The sequence below is a fragment of the Ralstonia chuxiongensis genome (assembly GCF_024158925.1).
Taxonomy (GTDB): domain Bacteria; phylum Pseudomonadota; class Gammaproteobacteria; order Burkholderiales; family Burkholderiaceae; genus Ralstonia; species Ralstonia chuxiongensis.
Genome location: NZ_JAMYWC010000002.1, coordinates 150,586 through 169,264 on the forward strand (window position 1 = coordinate 150,586; position 18,679 = coordinate 169,264).

The 18,679-nt window shown below is 62.0% G+C and carries 22 protein-coding genes; 19 read left to right on the plus strand and 3 right to left on the minus strand.

The annotated features are described in order from the left end of the window. Positions 1 to 43 precede the first annotated feature (43 nt). A complete protein-coding gene (locus NKG59_RS05315) occupies positions 44 to 865 on the minus strand; it encodes a PA3715 family protein (RefSeq protein WP_253535785.1) in 822 nt (273 codons plus the stop codon). Positions 866 to 892: 27 nt separating this feature from the next. After that, positions 893 to 1,885 carry a lysozyme inhibitor LprI family protein gene (locus NKG59_RS05320; RefSeq protein WP_253535786.1) on the minus strand — a complete coding sequence of 331 codons (993 nt, stop codon included), beginning with the start codon at positions 1,883 to 1,885 and terminating at the stop codon, positions 893 to 895. A gap of 171 nt (positions 1,886 to 2,056) precedes the next feature. Here NKG59_RS05320 and NKG59_RS05325 point away from each other — a divergent pair, with 171 nt between their 5' ends. The 9 genes from NKG59_RS05325 to NKG59_RS05365 all read left to right on the plus strand — a co-directional run bounded on the left by NKG59_RS05325 (position 2,057) and on the right by NKG59_RS05365 (position 8,394). Further along, positions 2,057 to 2,518: a lysozyme inhibitor LprI family protein gene (locus NKG59_RS05325; protein WP_253535787.1), complete on the plus strand. Its 462-nt coding sequence runs from the start codon at positions 2,057 to 2,059 to the stop codon at positions 2,516 to 2,518. A 485-nt stretch (positions 2,519 to 3,003) separates the two neighbouring features. Continuing rightward, entirely contained in the window at positions 3,004 to 3,327 is a 324-nt protein-coding gene (locus NKG59_RS05330) for an ArsR/SmtB family transcription factor (RefSeq protein ID WP_253535788.1), read from the plus strand. Between the two features lie 11 nt (positions 3,328 to 3,338). Continuing rightward, positions 3,339 to 3,827, plus strand: coding sequence for an ArsI/CadI family heavy metal resistance metalloenzyme (locus NKG59_RS05335; protein ID WP_253535789.1), 489 nt, complete (start codon positions 3,339 to 3,341; stop codon positions 3,825 to 3,827). A 15-nt stretch (positions 3,828 to 3,842) separates the two neighbouring features. Then, positions 3,843 to 4,337, plus strand: a complete 495-nt coding sequence (locus NKG59_RS05340) for an arsenate reductase ArsC (protein WP_253535790.1) — start codon at positions 3,843 to 3,845, stop codon at positions 4,335 to 4,337. 15 nt (positions 4,338 to 4,352) lie between these two features. After that, a complete protein-coding gene (arsB, locus tag NKG59_RS05345) occupies positions 4,353 to 5,426 on the plus strand; it encodes an ACR3 family arsenite efflux transporter (protein WP_253535791.1) in 1,074 nt (357 codons plus the stop codon). Between the two features lie 315 nt (positions 5,427 to 5,741). Then, entirely contained in the window at positions 5,742 to 6,650 is a 909-nt protein-coding gene (locus NKG59_RS05350; RefSeq protein ID WP_253535792.1) for an alpha/beta fold hydrolase, read from the plus strand. Positions 6,651 to 7,080: 430 nt separating this feature from the next. Next, complete coding sequence (locus NKG59_RS05355; protein ID WP_045205246.1) at positions 7,081 to 7,410, plus strand: hypothetical protein; 330 nt, start codon at positions 7,081 to 7,083, stop codon at positions 7,408 to 7,410. Positions 7,411 to 7,448: 38 nt separating this feature from the next. Then, positions 7,449 to 8,033, plus strand: a complete 585-nt coding sequence (locus NKG59_RS05360; protein WP_253535793.1) for a hypothetical protein — start codon at positions 7,449 to 7,451, stop codon at positions 8,031 to 8,033. A gap of 46 nt (positions 8,034 to 8,079) precedes the next feature. Continuing rightward, the gene (locus tag NKG59_RS05365) at positions 8,080 to 8,394 is read left to right on the plus strand and encodes a hypothetical protein (RefSeq protein ID WP_253535794.1); all 315 of its coding nucleotides are present in this window, start codon (positions 8,080 to 8,082) and stop codon (positions 8,392 to 8,394) included. Positions 8,395 to 8,479: 85 nt separating this feature from the next. Here the strand turns inward: NKG59_RS05365 and NKG59_RS05370 are convergent, their stop codons facing one another. Then, a complete protein-coding gene (locus tag NKG59_RS05370) occupies positions 8,480 to 8,848 on the minus strand; it encodes a hypothetical protein (RefSeq protein ID WP_253535795.1) in 369 nt (122 codons plus the stop codon). An 869-nt stretch (positions 8,849 to 9,717) separates the two neighbouring features. Here NKG59_RS05370 and NKG59_RS05375 point away from each other — a divergent pair. The 10 genes from NKG59_RS05375 (at position 9,718) to kdpC (ending at position 18,363) form a co-directional block, all read left to right on the plus strand. Continuing rightward, positions 9,718 to 10,077: a CHAP domain-containing protein gene (locus tag NKG59_RS05375; RefSeq protein WP_253535796.1), complete on the plus strand. Its 360-nt coding sequence runs from the start codon at positions 9,718 to 9,720 to the stop codon at positions 10,075 to 10,077. A gap of 9 nt (positions 10,078 to 10,086) precedes the next feature. Beyond that, a complete protein-coding gene (locus NKG59_RS05380; protein ID WP_253535797.1) occupies positions 10,087 to 10,542 on the plus strand; it encodes a DUF3828 domain-containing protein in 456 nt (151 codons plus the stop codon). 152 nt (positions 10,543 to 10,694) lie between these two features. Beyond that, positions 10,695 to 11,018 carry a type II toxin-antitoxin system HicB family antitoxin gene (locus NKG59_RS05385; protein ID WP_253535798.1) on the plus strand — a complete coding sequence of 108 codons (324 nt, stop codon included), beginning with the start codon at positions 10,695 to 10,697 and terminating at the stop codon, positions 11,016 to 11,018. A 346-nt stretch (positions 11,019 to 11,364) separates the two neighbouring features. After that, entirely contained in the window at positions 11,365 to 12,384 is a 1,020-nt protein-coding gene (locus NKG59_RS05390) for an SGNH/GDSL hydrolase family protein (RefSeq protein ID WP_253535799.1), read from the plus strand. Between the two features lie 229 nt (positions 12,385 to 12,613). Beyond that, on the plus strand, positions 12,614 to 13,420 hold the full coding sequence (locus tag NKG59_RS05395; RefSeq protein WP_253535800.1) for a TorF family putative porin: 807 nt from the start codon (positions 12,614 to 12,616) through the stop codon (positions 13,418 to 13,420). A 31-nt stretch (positions 13,421 to 13,451) separates the two neighbouring features. Then, complete coding sequence (locus tag NKG59_RS26395) at positions 13,452 to 13,577, plus strand: hypothetical protein (RefSeq protein ID WP_004628489.1); 126 nt, start codon at positions 13,452 to 13,454, stop codon at positions 13,575 to 13,577. Continuing rightward, entirely contained in the window at positions 13,574 to 13,663 is a 90-nt protein-coding gene (gene kdpF / locus NKG59_RS05400) for a K(+)-transporting ATPase subunit F (RefSeq protein ID WP_004628487.1), read from the plus strand. The genes NKG59_RS26395 and kdpF overlap by 4 nt, the downstream gene beginning before the upstream one ends. 19 nt (positions 13,664 to 13,682) lie before the next feature. Continuing rightward, entirely contained in the window at positions 13,683 to 15,455 is a 1,773-nt protein-coding gene (kdpA, locus tag NKG59_RS05405; protein WP_253535801.1) for a potassium-transporting ATPase subunit KdpA, read from the plus strand. A gap of 40 nt (positions 15,456 to 15,495) precedes the next feature. Next, positions 15,496 to 17,733: a potassium-transporting ATPase subunit KdpB gene (gene kdpB, locus NKG59_RS05410; protein ID WP_253535802.1), complete on the plus strand. Its 2,238-nt coding sequence runs from the start codon at positions 15,496 to 15,498 to the stop codon at positions 17,731 to 17,733. Positions 17,734 to 17,748: 15 nt separating this feature from the next. Further along, positions 17,749 to 18,363 carry a potassium-transporting ATPase subunit KdpC gene (gene kdpC, locus NKG59_RS05415; RefSeq protein WP_253535803.1) on the plus strand — a complete coding sequence of 205 codons (615 nt, stop codon included), beginning with the start codon at positions 17,749 to 17,751 and terminating at the stop codon, positions 18,361 to 18,363. Positions 18,364 to 18,679 lie beyond the last annotated feature (316 nt).

Below are 18,679 nucleotides of genomic sequence, written 5' to 3' on the forward strand. Positions count from 1 at the left end.
GACGCCAGGATGAGGGCGTAGCGAACTCGCCCACGCTTGCCCCTCAATCCAACGGCATCAGCGCCTTCGGCACGACGTATTGCTTGCCGTCATACGCAAGCCGGTAGGTGGTGCGCCGCGGCTTGGCTTCGTGCGTCTGGCATTCGCCAGCCTTGTCGACCGTGTTGGTGGATGAAGACTTGGTTTCCGACACCGCGATATCGGCGTAGCCGTTGTGCGTGTCTGATGTCATGGTCAGCGTGCGCTTGATTTGCTCGAACGCGCCGGCGCAGTTGGTATCCCATTCGCCGCCGCCGCTTTCCACGACAACGCCGTTCAACACGGGTTTCAATTGATTGCCCTGGATGGTGTAGAGCCACAGACCGGTCTCATTGAACGGATTGGGCCGCGAGCTGCCCTCTTTGACGATGCGCACCCCAAATGCCATCTGACCTGGCGCGACCACGTAGCGCGCGGTATCGAACGTGACGGACTGGATGCGCACCGCGTCGTCCGACATGCGCGCAGGCAGGCGCAGACGTTGCCGGATGCTGCCGTTGCCGGTGTCGAGCACGAACAATTCAAGGTCGCCTTCATTGCCGGCGTCCGCGTCTTCCTGCTGCATGAGCGGCACGGCCATGAGCGTGAGTTCCGGATGCGCGGGCCACGTGCGGCACACCACCGCGTGCGGGCTGAACTCCTCCGATAATTGGATGCGCGCGTCGCCGACCTTGTAACCACGGTCTGCACGTTTTGCAGCGGGGTAAGCCCGCTTGATCGCGCTGTCTACCTGGGCGCTGCAGGCGTCTTCAGCAGCGTGGAGGGTTTGCGCGGCAAGCAGCAGGCCAGCAGCGCACAGCAGAGGGGTCAGGCGGGCGTGTTTCATGTCTGTTGATGTTGTTGGTGAGCGCGTTCACTTCGGCATCGGCTCGTAATGCACCTTGCTGCGCCATTTGCCATTGACGAGTGTTTCCACGGTGACTTTCATCTTGTCGCCGCTGCCCTGCGCGTCATCAATGCGGCGTTCAACAGCGACGGGTACATCGTGTTCGACGGCGTACGTCGTGTGCTCGTGATAGCAGCAACCGCTCTTCGCCCACGTGCGCAGACGCTTGTTCTTGGCATCCACTTCAAAGAACCCGAGCGTTTCCAGAATGAGCCCCGTCATCTCACTGTTGGGTACGAAGCGCTGCGCCTGCGCATTGAACAGATAGACGTCATAGCTGGGCCCACCGTAACTGCCCTCGTTGCCGGTCTGGATGCCGAAGTCTTCCTGGCCATCGAAGTTGAAATCGCCAACGTTGATCACGCCCTGGTCGTCATAGAGCCGCGTCGAGTTGACGAGCGGTCCCTTCTTCCCCTTGGGCAGCGTGACAAACACCTTCGGCAGGTTGATGACCTGACGCACGGCGCGTTGGCCCTTGTCATGGATGAGCAACTGGGCGGGCCCTTCGCAGGTGGTGTCCTCGTTGCTGCTTTCCGCCGGACACGCTTCGAGCATGCGCAGCACGAAGTCGTGCTGCTTGGCGATCGCCTTCAGGGGGAACACCGGGCCATCCACGCGCTCGCCCGGATCGGGAAACACGGGTTGCGATTTCACCTCGTCAATGCGCGTGCGGTACGCCTCCCTCAACGCTGCCACGTCGATCTGGCCCGACGGCCTACGCTGCTTCAGCCATTCGCGTTGCTCGGCCTTCAACGCATCGGTGTCCGCGCCGCGCTTGTTCAACGCAGCGCGGTACACATCGGCCAGTTGGCTATCCAGGGCGGAGAGCTGTGCGTCATTGCAGATGGCGTGCTCGATGGGGCTGCGCGCGGCGGCGCAATCAAAACTGGCTGCATGCGCAGCCGTGGGCAACAGAGCGATGGCAAAGGCGATGGTGGAGATGCCGCGAATTGGCGTCATTGGATGAATCCTGGGAAAGCTGAGATGAGCGTGTGCGCGATTGTGCTGGGGAATTGGCCCGTGTGGTGTGCCTTCTCCGCACATGGCCGCTTTCATCCCGCGCCCAGTGCGGCACGGGAAGACTTTTCCTACCATGGCAACCACCCCGCCCTGAAAACCACGAGGTACGCAATGGCCTTTCCGATGCACATCAGCCTGATCCGCCCGGCACACGATCCCGCCCCTCAGCGCGTGCGTGCAGTCGTGCGCACGCTATCCCTTGCGGCAGCTCTGCTGCTCCCCTTGACTGCATGGGCCGCCGACCCCGTCGACGACGCGCTCCAGCAATGCCTGAAGAGCCCGCGAGGCATCACGACGGCCGGCATGACCGAGTGCACGCACACCGCTTACCAGGCGTACGACCGCCAGATGAATACGCTGTATCAAGCGGTCATGAGCAAGACGGACCCCGCCTCCCGCCAGGCCATCCGCAACGCCCAACGTGCATGGCTGGCCTATCGAAACGCACAGCGGACGGCCGACAACGCACCGTGGCGCGCAGACAGCGGCTCAATGGCGAGCCCCGATATCGAAGGGCTGAACGTGGAGGCAATCCGCGCGCGCATTGCCGAGCTGGAGTATTACCCGCACTAGTCGGCTGCAAGAACGCCGCTGTGGATAACCTCCCCTCCCCCTGTGAATAACTCCAGGGACAAGCGTGTTGGTTCTCCGGGGTCAGTGGGCAGACAGCACGGGAACAACTTCCCACCGGGTCGACAGGGTCAGACGCGATCCCCCGGACTCATCCACGCAACAGCACACGCTGTCCGATGGGTTGTCCGTTCTGCAAGTCCTTGATGCAAAAGCGCTTTTGGTGCTTATCCACAGAACTTATCCACCGTTATCTACTACTACTATCTGTATACATAAAGAAGTAAACCTATAAACCCTCTGTCGGGCATCGAGCCCGTGGCTGGGTTGTGGGCAAAGCGGCATGCAAGTGCTGGCCATTGGTGAAGCGACCACCGAAGGCGACCGCCCAATCTCTCGCACAACAGCGTCAAGTGCTCCCCAATGTGTTCCCGGCATCACTGGCTGATCGTCTTGCTGCCGCCCTATATTTCGAATATATTAGAAATATGGAAGAAAACGACGCTATCCGATCCCTCGCCGCGCTGGCCCATGGCATTCGCCTGCAAGTGTTCCGCATGCTGGTGGTTGCCGGGCCGACAGGTCTGACGCCAGGCGCGATTGCCGAACAGCTCGACGTGCCGGGCGCCACGTTGTCATTCCACCTCAAGGAACTGACAGCCGCGCGCCTGGTGACGCAGGAGCGCGACGGCCGCAACCTGATCTACCGCGCGGCTTATGACCACATGAACGACCTGCTGGGCTTCCTGACCGCCAACTGCTGCCAGGGTGAAGCCTGCCTGGAACCAAACGCCACCGCCTGCAAGTGTTGAAGGAGCATCCCATGAAACGATTTCACGTCCATGTCCACGTTGACGACCTGAGCAAGAGCATCGCCTTCTACTCCAAGCTGTTTGCAGCCGAGCCGACGCGCGTGGAGACCGATTACGCCAAGTGGATGCTGGATGACCCGCGCATCAACTTCGCCATCTCGACGCGTGGCAGCGTCGCGGGCGTGGACCATCTTGGCTTCCAAGTCGATGACGCTGCCGAGCTGGCCGAGCTGAAGGCCCGCGCCGAAGCCGCAGACATGGCCCTATTGGACGAAGGCGAAACCACCTGCTGCTATGCCCGCAGCGACAAGCACTGGATTACCGACCCGCAGGGCATCGCCTGGGAGCACTTCCATTTGCTCGGCAACATCCCGGTGTTCCGCGAAGACAAGAAGGAAGAAGCCGCGACGGAAAGTTCTGCCTGCTGCGCACCACGGGCCCCGAAAGGTAAGCCGATCGGTATCGCAGTGAAATCCGACGCCGGCTCATCCTGCTGCTGACAGCGAATCGAACCCATGACCACCAACATCCTCATCCTCTGCACCCACAACTCCGCGCGCAGCGTGCTGAGCGAAGGGATGCTCAACCACTGGGCCAAGCAACTCGGCAAAGACGTGCGCGCCTACAGCGCCGGCAGCGCACCGAGCGGCCGCCTCAACCCGTTTGCACTCGAGGCCCTCACCAACGCAGGCATCGACACCACCGGCTACCGCAGCAAGAGTTGGGACGAGTTTGTTGCAGACGGCGCCCCGCAGATGCGCATCGTCATTACCGTGTGCGACAGCGCCGCAGCCGAGACTTGCCCGTATTGGCCCGGCAGTCCCGTGAAGGTGCATTGGGGATATGCCGACCCGTCCAACGCGACGGGCGGTGACGAGGGCAAGCGGCAAGCCTTTGAGCTGACACGCCAGGCCATCGGCTACCGCATGCTGCAGTTGCTGGCACTGCCGCTCGATGGCATGAGCAATGCCGAGCTGCAGGCCGCGCTGGAACGCATCTCGCAAAACTGATCTGAAGCCTGTCCAATGACTGCATCCAACGTAGCGCCGCCGGCACAGGCCGCTGCCAAGCCCGCCATCAATTTCTTCGAGCGCTACCTGACCGTCTGGGTGGCCCTCTGCATCGTTGCCGGCATCGCGCTCGGCCAAGTGCTGCCTGGCCTGTTCCAGCAGATCGGCCGGATGGAATACGCACAGGTCAACCTCCCGGTCGGGCTGTTGATCTGGGTGATGATCATCCCGATGCTGGTCAAGGTGGACTTTGGTGCGTTGCATGAGGTGCGTCAGCACGTCAAAGGTATTGGCGTCACGCTTGTCGTGAACTGGCTCGTCAAGCCGTTCTCTATGGCGCTTCTCGGCTGGCTTTTCATCCGTCACCTGTTTGCGCCGATGCTGCCTGCAGACCAGATCGACAGCTACATCGCGGGCCTGATCCTGCTGGCCGCCGCGCCGTGCACGGCGATGGTGTTCGTGTGGAGCCGGCTGACGGGCGGCGACCCGCTGTTCACGCTGTCGCAAGTCGCGTTGAACGACAGCATCATGGTCATCGCATTCGCGCCATTGGTTGGTCTGCTGCTGGGCATGTCCGCCATCACGGTGCCGTGGGCGACGCTGCTGACTTCGGTCGCTCTCTACATCGTCATCCCTGTGATCCTCGCGCAGATCTGGCGCAAGGCGCTGCTCGCGAAAGGCCAATCGGCGTTCGATGCCGCAATGGCGAAGATCGGCCCATGGTCTATCGCTGCGCTGTTGGCGACGCTGGTGTTGCTGTTCGCGTTCCAGGGCGAAGCGATCCTGAAACAGCCGCTGGTCATCGGCCTGCTGGCGGTACCGATCCTGATTCAGGTGTTCTTCAACTCCGCGCTTGCGTACTGGCTTAACCGGGCCGTTGGCGAGAAGCACAACATTGCGTGCCCCTCCGCCCTGATTGGCGCATCAAACTTCTTCGAGCTGGCCGTTGCGGCGGCGATCAGCCTGTTCGGTTTTCATTCCGGCGCGGCGCTGGCCACCGTCGTCGGCGTGCTGATCGAAGTGCCGGTCATGCTTCTTGTTGTGCGCATCGTGAACCAGTCGAAGGGCTGGTACGAGTGCCGTACCTAGCAGTACACGTTTCGATCTAGCGTTCAGCGCGCTCCTAGTCGTTCGCGGCGAACCGCCAAAGTTCGCACTGCCGCGAGCGGCCACCCCCTCCCCCATTGAATCGTCTGGCGAGCGGTCACAGCAGCCGTAACGCCTGAGGCGCTAGCGCACGCCGCCACCCCTCTCCTCCACGCTTGCGCCGCGCCGGGCGCGTACTACTCTTTACGAGGCCTGCGTGGCGCGCTGTTATCTGGCGCGTGCGGCCCGTACCCCAACGACCCGCTCAGCGGGCCGGCCCCCTCAGCCCCACAGCCGTACCCCCCGGAGAGAACAGCCATGCGAAAACTGTTTGCCGCCGTCGCGCTCATGCTTGCCATGACGCCCTTTGCGCAAGCGCAGGTGAAGCCGTATCCGCCGGGCTTCCGGCACCAGAACATCCAGACCGACGGGGCGACGCTGTTTGTGCGCGTGGGCGGCAGCGGCCCGGCCGTGGTGTTGCTGCACGGCTTTGGCGACACAGGCGACATGTGGGCGCCCTTGGCCGCCGAGCTGGCACGCACGCATACCGTAGTGGTGCCGGATCTGCGCGGCATGGGGTTGTCGTCGCACCCCGAAGGCGGCTATGACAAGCGTACCCAGGCCGGCGACATCCGGGCGGTGCTCACGAAGCTGAACATCGACCAGGCCGATGTGGTCGGCCACGACATCGGCACCATGGTGGCGTTTGCCTATGCGGCGCGCTATCCGGACAAGACCACGCGGCTGGTCGTAATGGACGCGCCCGTGCCGGGTGTACCGCCGTGGGAGCAGATCGTCCGCTCGCCCAAGCTCTGGCACTTCTCGTTCGGCGGCCCCGATGCCGAGCGGCTGGTCAAAGGCCGCGAGCGCATCTACCTCGATCGGTTCTGGAATGAGTTTGCCGGCGACCCTTCAAAGATCGACGAAGCCACGCGCGTCCACTACGCCCGCCTCTATGCCAAGCCGGGCGCCATGCATTCGGCGTTTGCGCAATTCCTGTCGATCCCGCAAGACGCGGAAGACAACCAGAAATCCATCGCCACCAAGCTGCCCATGCCGGTGCTGGCCATCGGCGGCGCCAAGTCCTTCGGCGAGAACGAGGCCATCGTCATGCGCAACGCCGCCACCAACGTGCAGGAGCTGGTGATTCCGGATGCGGGGCATTGGTTGATGGAGGAGCAGACGCAGGCTACGGTGGGTGCGGTGGTTAAGTTTTTGGCGCAGTAGCTCAAGAATGACCAAAGCTGTATGGACTCTCCTTGCCGCAGCAGCCCTCTTCTGGGGCATATGCGCCGTGTATCCGACAAGTCCGATCCACGTTGGATGGATCGGAACCTTGTTCGCGTCAACGGCCGGTTTGATTGCGACGATATCGAGCTATCTGACGGAAGAGAGGGTAGACGCTCGCGGTGGGACCATATTCAGGGCCGAATCACCGATCCACTTTTTCATCGCCTACGCTGTCGTCGGCTTGTTGTTTGTGGGCCTCATATGCATGAGCATCATGGGCAGCGTCGGACGGATCGCAGTATAGGAGCGCATACGTCTGCCGAATGGGGCTATATCGCCCACCTGTCCATGGCGCCGCTTGTTCGCAGGACCGGATACGGAGCGAATCAATCTGTCTTTCAACGCAGCTCAACGAAAGGAGTCTCCAATGCAGCCAGTCGTCCGAGTTTCGATTCTGCGGTGTCCGCCGGACAAGTTTGCCGAGATGCGGCAGATGATGAACGATCTCGAAGCGGTACTCCGGCCCGGTATCGAGGCCATGCGCGGGTTGGTCGCGTTTTATGTGGGCGAAGACGAGTCGACGTCGTCGCTCTCGAACGTGAGCCTATGGACTGACCTGGACGCGGCTAAGCAACTGGATACATTTCGCCCGATGCTGGATTCGGGCAAGCCCTTTATCGACAAGGGCGGCACGTTCGAGCGGCCGATCATGAATTACTTGCCGATGTGGGAGTTGAAGCCGGTGGAGAAGGTTTGAGGGTTTGCAAATAGATTCCCCGCCAGACACCGCACACCATGGACTCAGTTGATGAAATGGCCCGGCAGCGCAATGTTTCGATTGCCCGCCTGCAAGGACTTGAAGTTGCGACGATTTCTATCGATTGCGCCAAGCCAGTCGACGTCGGGTTCTACGCAAAGGAGAAGGCGCGCTTCGTGAACCCGCTGTCATGGCTTCCGAAAGCGGAAATCCGCCCCGGCCTTTTTGCGTATGGCAAACAAGCGCCCAACGTTGCTCACGCGGTTGCCGCTGACAGCGACCTATGCGCTGCGCTGGACGTTCTTTTGACACGCTACGCGTTCGCCGTCGAATGGTGCGATGCGTCCCTGCACGCCCGCGTGAACACCTGGACCGGGACGATCGACGGAGACTCCACAGGCGGTGAGCGCTTCTTGTCCAACCTTGAAACCGTTGCCAGACGCCTTGGCGATATCGCGCAAGGGCGCAGCCAGGTCGGAGCCAACTTGTCGACGCGAGCATTCGGCCCGACGTGGTTCCGCAATCGCGCCATGGTTGGTGGATTACTGACCGGGTTTCTAGGTGCCTTTCTGTTTTTGTTCGCCGTCATTGGGTTTAGCGCGCTCCGGCGGATGATGCATTGAAGGCGCGCGGCTCGCCGCAAGACCTGTTCAACGCATCTATGCCCATATGAACATCACATTGAAGTTTGCTGGTTGCCTCGTCCTCCTGGCGGCGTGTTCACACGCAAGCGCGCTCACCCCGCAGCGCCTCCCATCAGAGGTCAGAACGTTCATTGAGGAACGGAAAATCTGCGACCACTTTCGTGGAGAACCAGCCGAGGGAGACAGCCCGGAACAGGTGAAGCGAAGAGAATTCCTGTCCGACAGCTTAGACATCTACTGCGCTGGCACCGACAAACGCCTTGCCGCATTGAAGCGGCGGTATAAGTCCAATCCAGCAGTCATGAAGCGGCTCAACGAGTTTGAAGAGCACGTTGAGTGATGGGGTGATCTTGGCCATTGTGGTGAGGGAAGCGACGACACGGCCATGGCATTCCCGCCCGTCACGGGAATGCATCAATCCATTGTTATTGGCCGTAGCCCCGCCGCTCTACGGCGGCTAACACGTCCCGCGTTTGCGGATCGACTTCGCGTCCCCCGAGCGACATCGATACGTAAGCATCAATCGCATCCACAAAGCCTTTGATGAACGCTGGCGGGAATGCGTGTGCAGAGAGGTGTTGAAGCTGCTCACGCAGCATGCCCGGCCGGCATTGGCCGTGCGTGCACATGGCGGTGCGAGTCCGCTTGAGGTACGCCTGTGCCGCGATGGCGCCGTTCAGGTAGGTGCGGTTCTTGGTGAGCCTGCCTGTGTCGGAGGACGTGGGCGGTGGACTAGGCGACGGTGCTGGCGGGGATGGGTACGACGCTGGGCGCGTCTCGTCTGTAATAGGCATGGAGCCTCCTTGGGATTGAAGGAGCCCCACCATCTCGGCGCTAAACGAGGGTGGCGGGCCTGACGATGGTGTTAGCGACCCGGTCCCAAGGAAACCGGTAGACCCGAAGGTCTCACCATCCGGCCCGCCAAAGTAGGCGCGAACGGAAGCAGCAGTGCGACTGCATGCAGCAATCGTCCGCCTTGGTGTTTCAGGTCGCTAAACCAGGCTGCCGTTGGTGCGGCAGCGGGATGGATTATAGCGATGGGGGCTCCGTCCAACTTCCGATTCTGTGTCTCCGGCCGCTGGGCTTCAATGGCCGCGCGAGCACTGCGCAATTCGGCCCAACACGTGCGGCGGTTGACCCTGGGCGGAGCACATCCGCCCTTCTACTCCCCGCTGTCTTCCTGCAGACGGTCGAGTGCCGCAGTTTTAGGTGCGTGTGTCGATCTCAAACATTCGATCTCGACAGTCTGAGGCCGACACGCCACCGTCAGACAGTGGCGCATGGCCCCCAGAGGCCCGAACACGGCCCAAAAACATCCGACCCATCGGACCTCCGAGACCGGAGCTTGGCCCTCAAACACTCGAGGTTGCCCCGTTGAGGGTGACGCTCCACCGTCCGAGGGTCGAAGCCGGGTGTCAGAGGTCGAAACTTTCGAGCTCCGACAGTGGAAGCCGAGTGTTTGAGGTTCGCGCTCCGCCCTCAGAGGTCCGAACTCGACTGTTGGAGGCCCGCGTTCGAGCCGCGAAGGTTCGTGACCGAGCATCGCAGAACGGCCACCAAGATGGACGACAGGTCGGCTGGATTTTCAGAAACGGCTCATGCATTTGCGGACGTGCACCCTGTAGAAAACAGGCTCCTCTGCCAACTTTCTCAGGAGCACGCAATGTATGACCGCATCTCGGCTGCAAACTATGCAGCAAGCCATATCGAACCGAATAGTCTGGGCCGCTGCGCAGAATATGTTCGCAAGGCGATTGAATGGGGCGGCATCTCTTTGCAGCGCACCCGCTCGGCAAAGGACTACGGTCCATCACTGCAAGCCGCCGGATTTCATGAGGCGATAGGCTCGCCGGTGAAGGGAGACGTGATCGTGATTCAACCCGCCCCCGAACATCCTCACGGACACATGGCGATCTACGATGGTTCGCACTGGATTTCAGACTTCAAGCAGCTACACGGTTTCTATCCCGGCCCGGCTTACAGAAGCGCCCAACCGGCTTACAAAATCTACCGTTATCACTGAGGCAAACGCATGACCCGCTTCCTTTCCCTTCTCGTTGCTGTGGTTTGCGCCGTCGCGGTTTCGTCAGCGTCCGCTGCACAGGCGGACGTCTCGAAAAATACGCCAGAAGCCGCAGCTATCTCGTTCTACACATGGTTCATTCAGCACGATTCAGATCAAACGTATCCGCTGCGCGAGCCAGACATTGATCGCTATGTCGCCAAAGATACCGTTGCACGGTTGCGCAACGACTATGCACACGCCGGCCCGCCGAATGGCGTGGACTACTTCCTCAAGGTGCAGGACTACGATAGCCGCGACTGGCTTGCCCATATGCACGTGCAACGCGCGCTGATGCTGGGCGATGTTGCGATTGTGCCGGTCTCTTTTGGCTCGCAAAACCCAGTGCATGTGTTGGTGTTCATGAAGCGACTGGATGCGCACTGGAAGATCATCAAAATCGACGACACCTGGGAGTACAGGTAAACCGTCCCAGCAGAGAAACCAGGGCGTCGCTGCGTGGGGGCGCCTAGGTTTCAGCAGCGTCTTTACACTCCTCCCTATTTCCCGTTACCCCCCTTTTCCTATCAGGTACGGCAGGTTCTGGACGCCATCGACAGACTCAAGGAGCAAAAGTCATGACGCAAGACCACTTCACTTACCGGGTGACGTGGTCCCCTGAAGATGGGGAACACGTCGGCCTGTGCGCAGAATTTCCGTCGCTTTCGTGGCTCGATGAGACGCCAGAAGGCGCTCGTGCGGGCATTCGCCGCGTCGTCGTCGAAGTCGTGCACGACATGGAGGCTAGCGGCGAAAAGGTGCCTGATCCGATTGCGGATCGCACGTATAGCGGCGAGTTCAAGGTGCGTATCCCGCCGCAAGCGCACCGCGCCCTCGTCATTCAGGCAGCTGAGCAGGGCGTCAGCTTGAATCGGCTTGCAAGCGCGAAGCTGTGTTCATAGAGGAACAGCAATGCTTGCCAACCAGGCAGGTCTGCCAAAAGCTGCAAACGTTGCGTCGATCATCAGCGCCTTTCTCGCTCTCTTCCATTAGCTTCACCAAAGCCCGCACCAGCGGGCTTTTCTCTTACCTCCGCAGCCTGGCCAACCAATCCCTCGCTGGCGTCCGTGTCTTCGCCATTGGTCCGGCTCGATCCACCTCCCCAACCAGCTTGCGCAGCGCCGGGTGCATGTAGACCCAGGCATCTTCTATGCTGAACCAAAGTGCCCATCGCAACAGCGATCAGCAGGCTGGCGATCCACTCGCCACGTGACTCCAACGATCCAGCCGACCGGCAAGGGAGGCGCCATGCAAGGAATCAATCACAGGGTTTGTGCGGCCATGCTTGCCGTGATGACCTCGCTGCTTGCCGCATGCGGGGGTGGTGAGGGCTCGGGTAACGGCAGCGACTCAGCAACCCCGCCGGGTGGCGTTCATCTGCAGGTCGTCTCGTTCGGCGACAGCCTGTCGGACGTCGGCACCTACGCGCCCATTGCGAGCGTGGTGAGAGGTGGGCGTTTCACAACCAACCCGGGGCCGGTGTGGACGCAAAACGTCGCGCAATACTACGGCGATACGCTCAGCGCGGCGTTCACGATCGACATCACGCATGCGTTGACCGCGCAAGGCGGGCTCGGCTACGCGGAGGGCGGTGCGACAGTGGCAACGCCGGCAAACCTGTACGACTTTCTGACCGACGTGATCGGCAACGTCGAGATGCCCGTCAATGAGCAGGTTTCAAGCTATCTGGCCGCGCACGGGAGCTTCAACGCCAATCAACTGGTGCTGGTCTGGGCGGGCTCGAATGATGTGCTTCGCGCCGGGGCGTTGCCCGCCGCGGCGCCGATCGTGCAGACGGCGGCCGCCACCCTGGCGCAAATCGTTGCGCAGATCGTCCAGGGCGGCGCCACGCATGTGGTGGTCGTCAACGTGCCGAACGTCGGACTCTCGCCCAAAGGTTTCTCCTCGGGCGACGGCGGAGCAAACCTGACCCAGTTGTCGCAACTGTTCAACGACAGCCTGAACGCGGCCCTGCAGAGCAATGGCCTCCAGGGCAAGGTCATCCAGATCGATGCCTATACCTGGGTGAACCAGATTGTCGCGAGCTTTCAGGCTAACGGCTTTGTCGTGTCAAACACCAGCGTGGCCTGCGACCCAGCCAAAACGCCCGATGCAACGGCATTGTTCTGCTCGCCGGCGACCTACGTGACGGCCAACGCCGATCAGACGTACATGTTTGCCGACAACCTGCACCCGACGACACGCATGCATGCCCTGTTCGCCCAATTCGTGGAACAGCAGATCGCCAAGAGCGGTCTTGGACATTGAGCGTGCGGATAACCGATCACTGACTGGCGGGCAGCCGGCTGCCAAGGCAGACGTTTACACGGCGTTTACACCCCTCCCCCCAACCTTTACCCCGTTTTTACCCCCCTTTCCCTACTGTTGCACTGCACGCAGGCCCTGTGACGGGAGCCTGCCTGCACGCCGCATCCGGCCCCGTTGACGCGCACCTGCGCCGGGCCATGCGGCACCCAAAACAACAAGGGAAAGGTCCATGCAAGCCAAGGTTTCTTTGCACGCCACCGTCATCGGTGGCGTTGTCTTCTGCGCCGCAGCACTGTCGAGCGCGGCTGCTTTTGCGCAGTCCACTGACGCTGCGCCGGCACTTGTCGCCACTCCGGCCGCCCCTGCCAGCCCGTTGACGGCCAACGTCACGCTGGCCAGCCAGTACCGCTATCGCGGTCTCATGCAGACCAACAACAAGCCGGCCATTCAGGGCGGTGTGGATTACGCGCTGCCCAACGGCTTCTACGTGGGCAACTGGAACTCGTCGATCAGTTGGCTGGGGGATTCCAACCCCAACGTGTCCGCCCCCATCGAGATGGATTTCTACGGCGGCTACAAGACCGAGCTGATGAAGGACGTGCCCATTGATGTGGGCGTGCTGCAGTACTACTACCCGGGCAGCTACCCAAGCGGCTACACCCGCCCGCACACCACCGAAGGCTACGCACAGATCGGCTACGGGCCGGTCTCGTTCAAGTACTCGCACGCGTTCTCCAACCTGTTCGGTTTTGCCGACAGCCACCACAGCCAGTACTTCGACCTGTCGGGCAACTTCGACACCGGCTTCTGGGGCCTGACTCTGAACCTGCACGTGGGCTACCAGCAGGTGCCGCATCAGCTGGTGCGCACGTCGTATGCCGACTGGAAGGTGGGCGTGACGAAAGACTTCGGCAGCGGCTGGACGGCATCGCTTGCGTACATCGACACCAATGCTGCGCGCGCCGCCTACACCAACACGCGCGGCAACTACATGGGCAAGGCCACCGCGCTGCTGGCGGTGACCAAGACGTTCTGACCAACACGACCTGAAGGAAAGGGGAGCGCATATGGACCTCGTTTATCTCGCCGGCCTTGCGGTGCTGGCCCTGGCAGTGGGCGGATTGCTCGCCCTCTCCGGCCGGCTTGCCACCAAAGACCAACCCACCACGCACGCGATGGAGAAACAGCAATGACCTGGCTCTATGTGCTGTCCGGGGCCATCACGGTGGTTCTGCTCGTCTATCTGTTCGTGGCCCTGCTGTGGCCCGAACGCTTCTAACAACACTGCGAGGCACACCATGAATGCGTTCCTCCTCCAGCTGGCGATCTATCTGGTCGTGCTGCTGGTTCTGGCCAAACCGCTGGGCGCGTATATGACCGGCGTGTTTGGCGACAAGCCTTCGCGTGCGCATTGGCTCGGCCCCATCGAGCGGCTGTTCTATCGCGTGGCCGGCGTCAACCCGCAGGCCGAGATGGGCTGGAAGCGCTATGCGCTGGCCGTTATCGTCGTCAACGTGCTGGGCGCGCTGGCGGTGTATGCGCTGCAGCGCGCGCAGCAGTGGCTGCCGCTCAACCCGCAGGGCTTTGGCGCCATCACGCCGGATTCGTCCTTCAACACGGCCATCAGCTTTGTGAGCAACACCAACTGGCAAGGCTATTCGGGCGAAAGCACGATGAGCTATCTCACGCAGATGCTCGGCCTGGCGGTGCAGAACTTCCTGTCTGCGGCGACCGGCATTGCGGTGGTGATTGCACTCATTCGCGGCTTTGCGCGCCATTCGGCCAACACCATCGGCAACTTCTGGGTCGACTTCACGCGCGCCACGGTCTACGTGCTGCTGCCGCTGTCGATTCTGGTGTCGGTGTTCTTCGTGAGCCAGGGCGTGATCCAGAACTTCGATGGCTACAAGGAGGTGACCACCGTCACCGCCACCACGTACGACAACCCGAAGATGGATGCGCAGGGCAACCCGCTCAAGGATGCGCAAGGCAACCCTGTTACCGAAAAAGCCACCACGCAAACGCAGACCCTGCCTATGGGCCCGGTCGCGTCGCAAGAGGCGATCAAGATGCTGGGCACCAACGGTGGCGGCTTCTTCAATGCCAACTCCGCACACCCGTACGAGAACCCCAACGCGCTGACCAACTTCGTGCAGATGCTGGCCATCTTCATCATCCCGGCAGCGCTGTGCTTCACGTTTGGCGGCATGGTGGGCGATGGCCGCCAGGGCTGGGCCGTGCTGGCCGCGATGACGGTGTTGTTTGTGGCGCTTGCTACGTTCCTGGCATGGGCTGAGCTGCATGCCAATCCGATGCTTGCCAACCTCGGCGTCGATCAGGCGATGGGCAACATGGAAGGCAAGGAAACGCGCTTTGGCATCGTGGCTTCGTCGCTGTTTGCCACCATCACCACGGCGGCGTCGTGCGGTGCCGTCAATGCCATGCATGACTCGTTGACCGCGCTGGGCGGCTTCGTGCCGATGTTCCTGATGCAGCTGGGCGAAGTGGTGTTTGGCGGTGTGGGCTCGGGCCTGTACGGCATGCTGGTGTACGCCATCCTGGCTGTGTTCATTGCCGGTTTGATGATCGGCCGCACGCCGGAATACCTCGGCAAGAAGATCGAGGTGTTCGAGATGAAGATGACCTCCATCGCCATCCTCGTCACGCCGTTGCTGGTGCTCGTGGGCACGGCCGTGGCCGTGGTGGTGACGCAGGGCAAGGCCGGCATTTTCAACCCCGGCACGCACGGCTTCTCTGAAGTGCTGTACGCCTTCTCTTCTGCCGCCAACAACAACGGCAGCGCGTTTGCGGGCCTGTCTGCCAACACGCCGTTCTACAACGTGGCGCTGGGCATTGCGATGTGGCTGGGCCGCTTCTGGATCATCGTGCCGGTGCTGGCGATGGCAGGCACGTTTGCCGCCAAGAAGCGCCTGCCCGTGACGGCCGGCACGCTGCCCACGCATGGGCCGCTGTTTGTGGTGCTGCTGATCGGCTCGGTGCTGCTGGTGGGCGCGCTCACGTACATCCCGGCGCTCGCGCTCGGCCCCATTGCAGAGCATCTCGCCCGCTAAGTGCAAGGCGAGTCGTCTACCCAATATCAACAGGTGCCTTATGGCTATCCGTTATCCCGAATCCGAACCGGCTGTGCGTACGGTCAAGCACAAGCTTGAGCCGAGCGCCGGTACTGGTACTGCTGCAGCCGCCGAGCCGCAGGCACGCAGCACGCATACGACGCATACCACGCTGTCCGCCAAGGATGTGCGCAAGCTGTCGATGTTCTCGTCGGCGCTGGTCAAGCCCGCCATTGTCGATAGCTTCCGCAAGCTGTCGCCGCGCGCGCAGGCCAAGAACCCGGTGATGTTTGTCGTCTATATCGGCAGCATCCTCACCACCATCCTGTGGGTGATGGCGCTGCGCGGCCAGGCCGAAGCGCCGGCGGGCTTCATCCTCGCTGTATCAGTGTGGCTGTGGTTCACGGTGTTGTTTGCCAACTTTGCCGAGGCGCTGGCCGAGGGCCGCAGCAAGCAGCAGGCGGCATCGCTGCGCGGCATCAAGACCACCGTGCAGGCCAAAGTGCTGGCAGACCCGCACCGCCACGATGGTGCCAAATCGCGCGTGGACGCGCGCGCCGCCACCGCCCTGCGCCGTGGTGACATCGTGCTGATCGAAGCCGGCGACATGGTGCCCGGCGACGGCGAGGTCATCGAAGGCGTGGCCTCGGTGGATGAAAGCGCCATCACGGGCGAATCGGCACCGGTCATCCGCGAATCGGGCGGGGATTTCTCGTCCGTGACGGGCGGCACGCGCGTGCTGTCGGACTGGATCATCGTGCGCATCACCGCCAACCCCGGCGAGAGCTTCCTTGATCGGATGATCTCGATGGTGGAAGGCGCCAAGCGCCAGAAGACGCCCAACGAGCTGGCGCTGACGATCCTGCTGGTGAGCCTGACCATCATCCTGATGCTGGCGACCGTCACGCTGCTGCCGTATTCGATCTTCTCAGTGGACGCGATGAAGGCCGGCTCGCCGATCACCATTACCGTGCTCGTCGCGCTGCTGGTGTGTCTGATCCCGACCACCATCGGGGGGCTGCTGTCCGCCATTGGCGTGGCCGGTATGAGCCGCATGATGCAGGCCAACGTGATCGCCACGTCGGGCCGCGCCGTGGAGGCTGCCGGTGATGTGGATGTGCTGCTGCTCGACAAGACCGGCACGATCACGCACGGCAACCGCCAGGCTTCGCGCTTCATTCCCGCGCCGGGCGTGACGGCCAAGCAGTTGGCCGAGGCCGCATGGTTGTCGTCGTTGGCCGATGAAACGCCGGAAGGCCGCAGCATCGTCACGCTGGCACGCAACCTGGGCGAGGCATCCATCGATGAAGCGGCGCTTGCGAAGACGCAGCCGGTGTACGTCGCCTTCTCTGCGCAAACGCGTATGAGCGGCATCAACGTCTCGTATGCAGGCGACGCCCGTCAGATCCGCAAGGGCGCGGCAGATGCCATTCGCACGCATGTGACGCTGCTGGCCGGCAAGTTTCCCGACGCCGTGTCCACCGCCGTCGACGACGTCGCACGCCAGGGCGGCACGCCGCTGGTTGTGTCCGACAACGACCGCGTGCTCGGCGTGGTGGAGCTGAAAGACATCGTGAAGGCCGGCATCCGCGAGCGCTTTGCCGAGCTGCGTCAGATGGGCATCAAGACGGTGATGATCACCGGCGACAACCGCCTGACCGCCGCCTCCATCGCGGCCGAAGCGGGGGTTGACGACTTCATTGCCGAAGCCACGCCCGAGACCAAGCTCGCGCTGATCCGCGAGCAGCAAGCGCAAGGCCGCCTCGTTGCCATGACCGGTGACGGCACCAACGATGCGCCCGCGCTGGCACAGGCCGACGTGGCCGTCGCCATGAACAGCGGCACGCAGGCCGCCAAGGAGGCCGGCAACATGGTCGACCTGGATTCCAGCCCGACCAAGCTGATCCAGATTGTCGAGATCGGCAAGCAGATGCTGATGACGCGCGGCTCACTCACCACGTTCTCGATCGCCAATGACGTGGCGAAGTACTTCGCGATCATCCCGGCCGCATTTGCGACGACGTACCCGCAGCTTGCCGCACTGAACGTCATGCACCTGGCCACGCCCGCATCGGCCGTGATGAGCGCGGTGATTTTCAACGCGCTGATCATCGTGTTCCTGATTCCGCTGGCGCTCAAGGGCGTGAAATACCGCGCGCTGGGGGCGGCTGCGCTGCTGCGCCGGAACCTCTTGGTCTACGGCCTGGGCGGCCTGCTGCTGCCCTTCCCCGGCATCAAGATCATCGACATGTTCCTGGCCGCAATGGGCTGGGTTTAAGGAAGGAGTGCATTCATGGCAACCACAACACAAAACGTGCAGGCCGATGTGCCGCAACAAGGTGGGCTGCTGCGTGCGGCGCTGGTGGTGTTCGTCGGGCTGTCGCTCATTACCGGGGTGCTGTATCCGGTGGTGGTGACGGGCATTGGCAAGGCGCTGTTTCCGGCGCAGGCCGGGGGCTCGATCATCGAGCGCAATGGCAAGGCAGTCGGCTCATCGCTGATCGGGCAGAACTTTGAGTCGCCGGAGTATTTCTGGGGGCGGATCTCGGCGACTGCGCCGAACGCGTATAACGCGCAGGCTTCTGGTGGTTCCAACTTTGGGCCCAGCAACCCGGCGTTGACGGAGGCGGCGAAGGCACGCATTGCTGCGCTCAAGGAAGCGGACCCGACGAACACCGCGCCGATTCCTGCTGATCTTGTGACGGCGTCTGCGAGCGGGCTGGACCCGCAGATCAGTCCGGCTGCTGCGGCGTACCAAGTTGAGCGCGTGGCGCGTGCGCGACATCTGTCGGCTGAGCTGGTGAAGAAGGCGGTGGCTGAGAACACCAAGGGGCCGATTCTTGGGGTGTTTGGGGAGGCTACTGTGAATGTGTTGGAGTTGAATTTGGCGTTGGATGGTTTGAGGTGAACTTTGTGGACCACTGGTTTGTGTGTTGGTGGTCCATCCCCCTTTCGTTCCCTGCCGGGACCGACTCACTTTTCTTTGTCTTGCCAAAGAAAAGTAAGCAAAAGAAAGGCGCGCCCGAGATGGCGAAAGATTCCTTGAATTTGCGTAACCGGGCGGAGGTGGGGAAAACTCGCTGCGCTCAGACAGTTCCCCACCTTTTTTCCGCCCGCTTACGAAAATTCAAGGCGCCATCAAGGGCAGGAACGTCAACGGCCAAACCGGTGGTTTGTGTGGCCTGTCGGAGTTTCGTTTGTTGCGGTGTGCTGCTTTGCTTCGC

Coding starts and splice junctions, on each gene's coding strand:
- NKG59_RS05340 (WP_253535790.1), top strand. CDS start 3,843: ATGACCACCAACATCCTCATCCTCTGCACCCACAACTCCGCGCGCAGC.
- NKG59_RS26395 (WP_004628489.1), top strand. CDS start 13,452: ATGGACCTCGTTTATCTCGCCGGCCTTGCGGTGCTGGCCCTGGCAGTG.
- kdpA (WP_253535801.1), top strand. CDS start 13,683: ATGAATGCGTTCCTCCTCCAGCTGGCGATCTATCTGGTCGTGCTGCTG.
- NKG59_RS05380 (WP_253535797.1), top strand. CDS start 10,087: ATGACCCGCTTCCTTTCCCTTCTCGTTGCTGTGGTTTGCGCCGTCGCG.
- arsB (WP_253535791.1), top strand. CDS start 4,353: ATGACTGCATCCAACGTAGCGCCGCCGGCACAGGCCGCTGCCAAGCCC.
- NKG59_RS05370 (WP_253535795.1), bottom strand. CDS start 8,848: ATGCCTATTACAGACGAGACGCGCCCAGCGTCGTACCCATCCCCGCCA.
- NKG59_RS05375 (WP_253535796.1), top strand. CDS start 9,718: ATGTATGACCGCATCTCGGCTGCAAACTATGCAGCAAGCCATATCGAA.
- NKG59_RS05385 (WP_253535798.1), top strand. CDS start 10,695: ATGACGCAAGACCACTTCACTTACCGGGTGACGTGGTCCCCTGAAGAT.
- kdpB (WP_253535802.1), top strand. CDS start 15,496: ATGGCTATCCGTTATCCCGAATCCGAACCGGCTGTGCGTACGGTCAAG.
- NKG59_RS05365 (WP_253535794.1), top strand. CDS start 8,080: ATGAACATCACATTGAAGTTTGCTGGTTGCCTCGTCCTCCTGGCGGCG.
- NKG59_RS05325 (WP_253535787.1), top strand. CDS start 2,057: ATGGCCTTTCCGATGCACATCAGCCTGATCCGCCCGGCACACGATCCC.
- NKG59_RS05320 (WP_253535786.1), bottom strand. CDS start 1,885: ATGACGCCAATTCGCGGCATCTCCACCATCGCCTTTGCCATCGCTCTG.
- kdpF (WP_004628487.1), top strand. CDS start 13,574: ATGACCTGGCTCTATGTGCTGTCCGGGGCCATCACGGTGGTTCTGCTC.
- NKG59_RS05360 (WP_253535793.1), top strand. CDS start 7,449: ATGGACTCAGTTGATGAAATGGCCCGGCAGCGCAATGTTTCGATTGCC.
- NKG59_RS05395 (WP_253535800.1), top strand. CDS start 12,614: ATGCAAGCCAAGGTTTCTTTGCACGCCACCGTCATCGGTGGCGTTGTC.
- NKG59_RS05350 (WP_253535792.1), top strand. CDS start 5,742: ATGCGAAAACTGTTTGCCGCCGTCGCGCTCATGCTTGCCATGACGCCC.
- NKG59_RS05330 (WP_253535788.1), top strand. CDS start 3,004: ATGGAAGAAAACGACGCTATCCGATCCCTCGCCGCGCTGGCCCATGGC.
- kdpC (WP_253535803.1), top strand. CDS start 17,749: ATGGCAACCACAACACAAAACGTGCAGGCCGATGTGCCGCAACAAGGT.
- NKG59_RS05315 (WP_253535785.1), bottom strand. CDS start 865: ATGAAACACGCCCGCCTGACCCCTCTGCTGTGCGCTGCTGGCCTGCTG.
- NKG59_RS05390 (WP_253535799.1), top strand. CDS start 11,365: ATGCAAGGAATCAATCACAGGGTTTGTGCGGCCATGCTTGCCGTGATG.
- NKG59_RS05355 (WP_045205246.1), top strand. CDS start 7,081: ATGCAGCCAGTCGTCCGAGTTTCGATTCTGCGGTGTCCGCCGGACAAG.
- NKG59_RS05335 (WP_253535789.1), top strand. CDS start 3,339: ATGAAACGATTTCACGTCCATGTCCACGTTGACGACCTGAGCAAGAGC.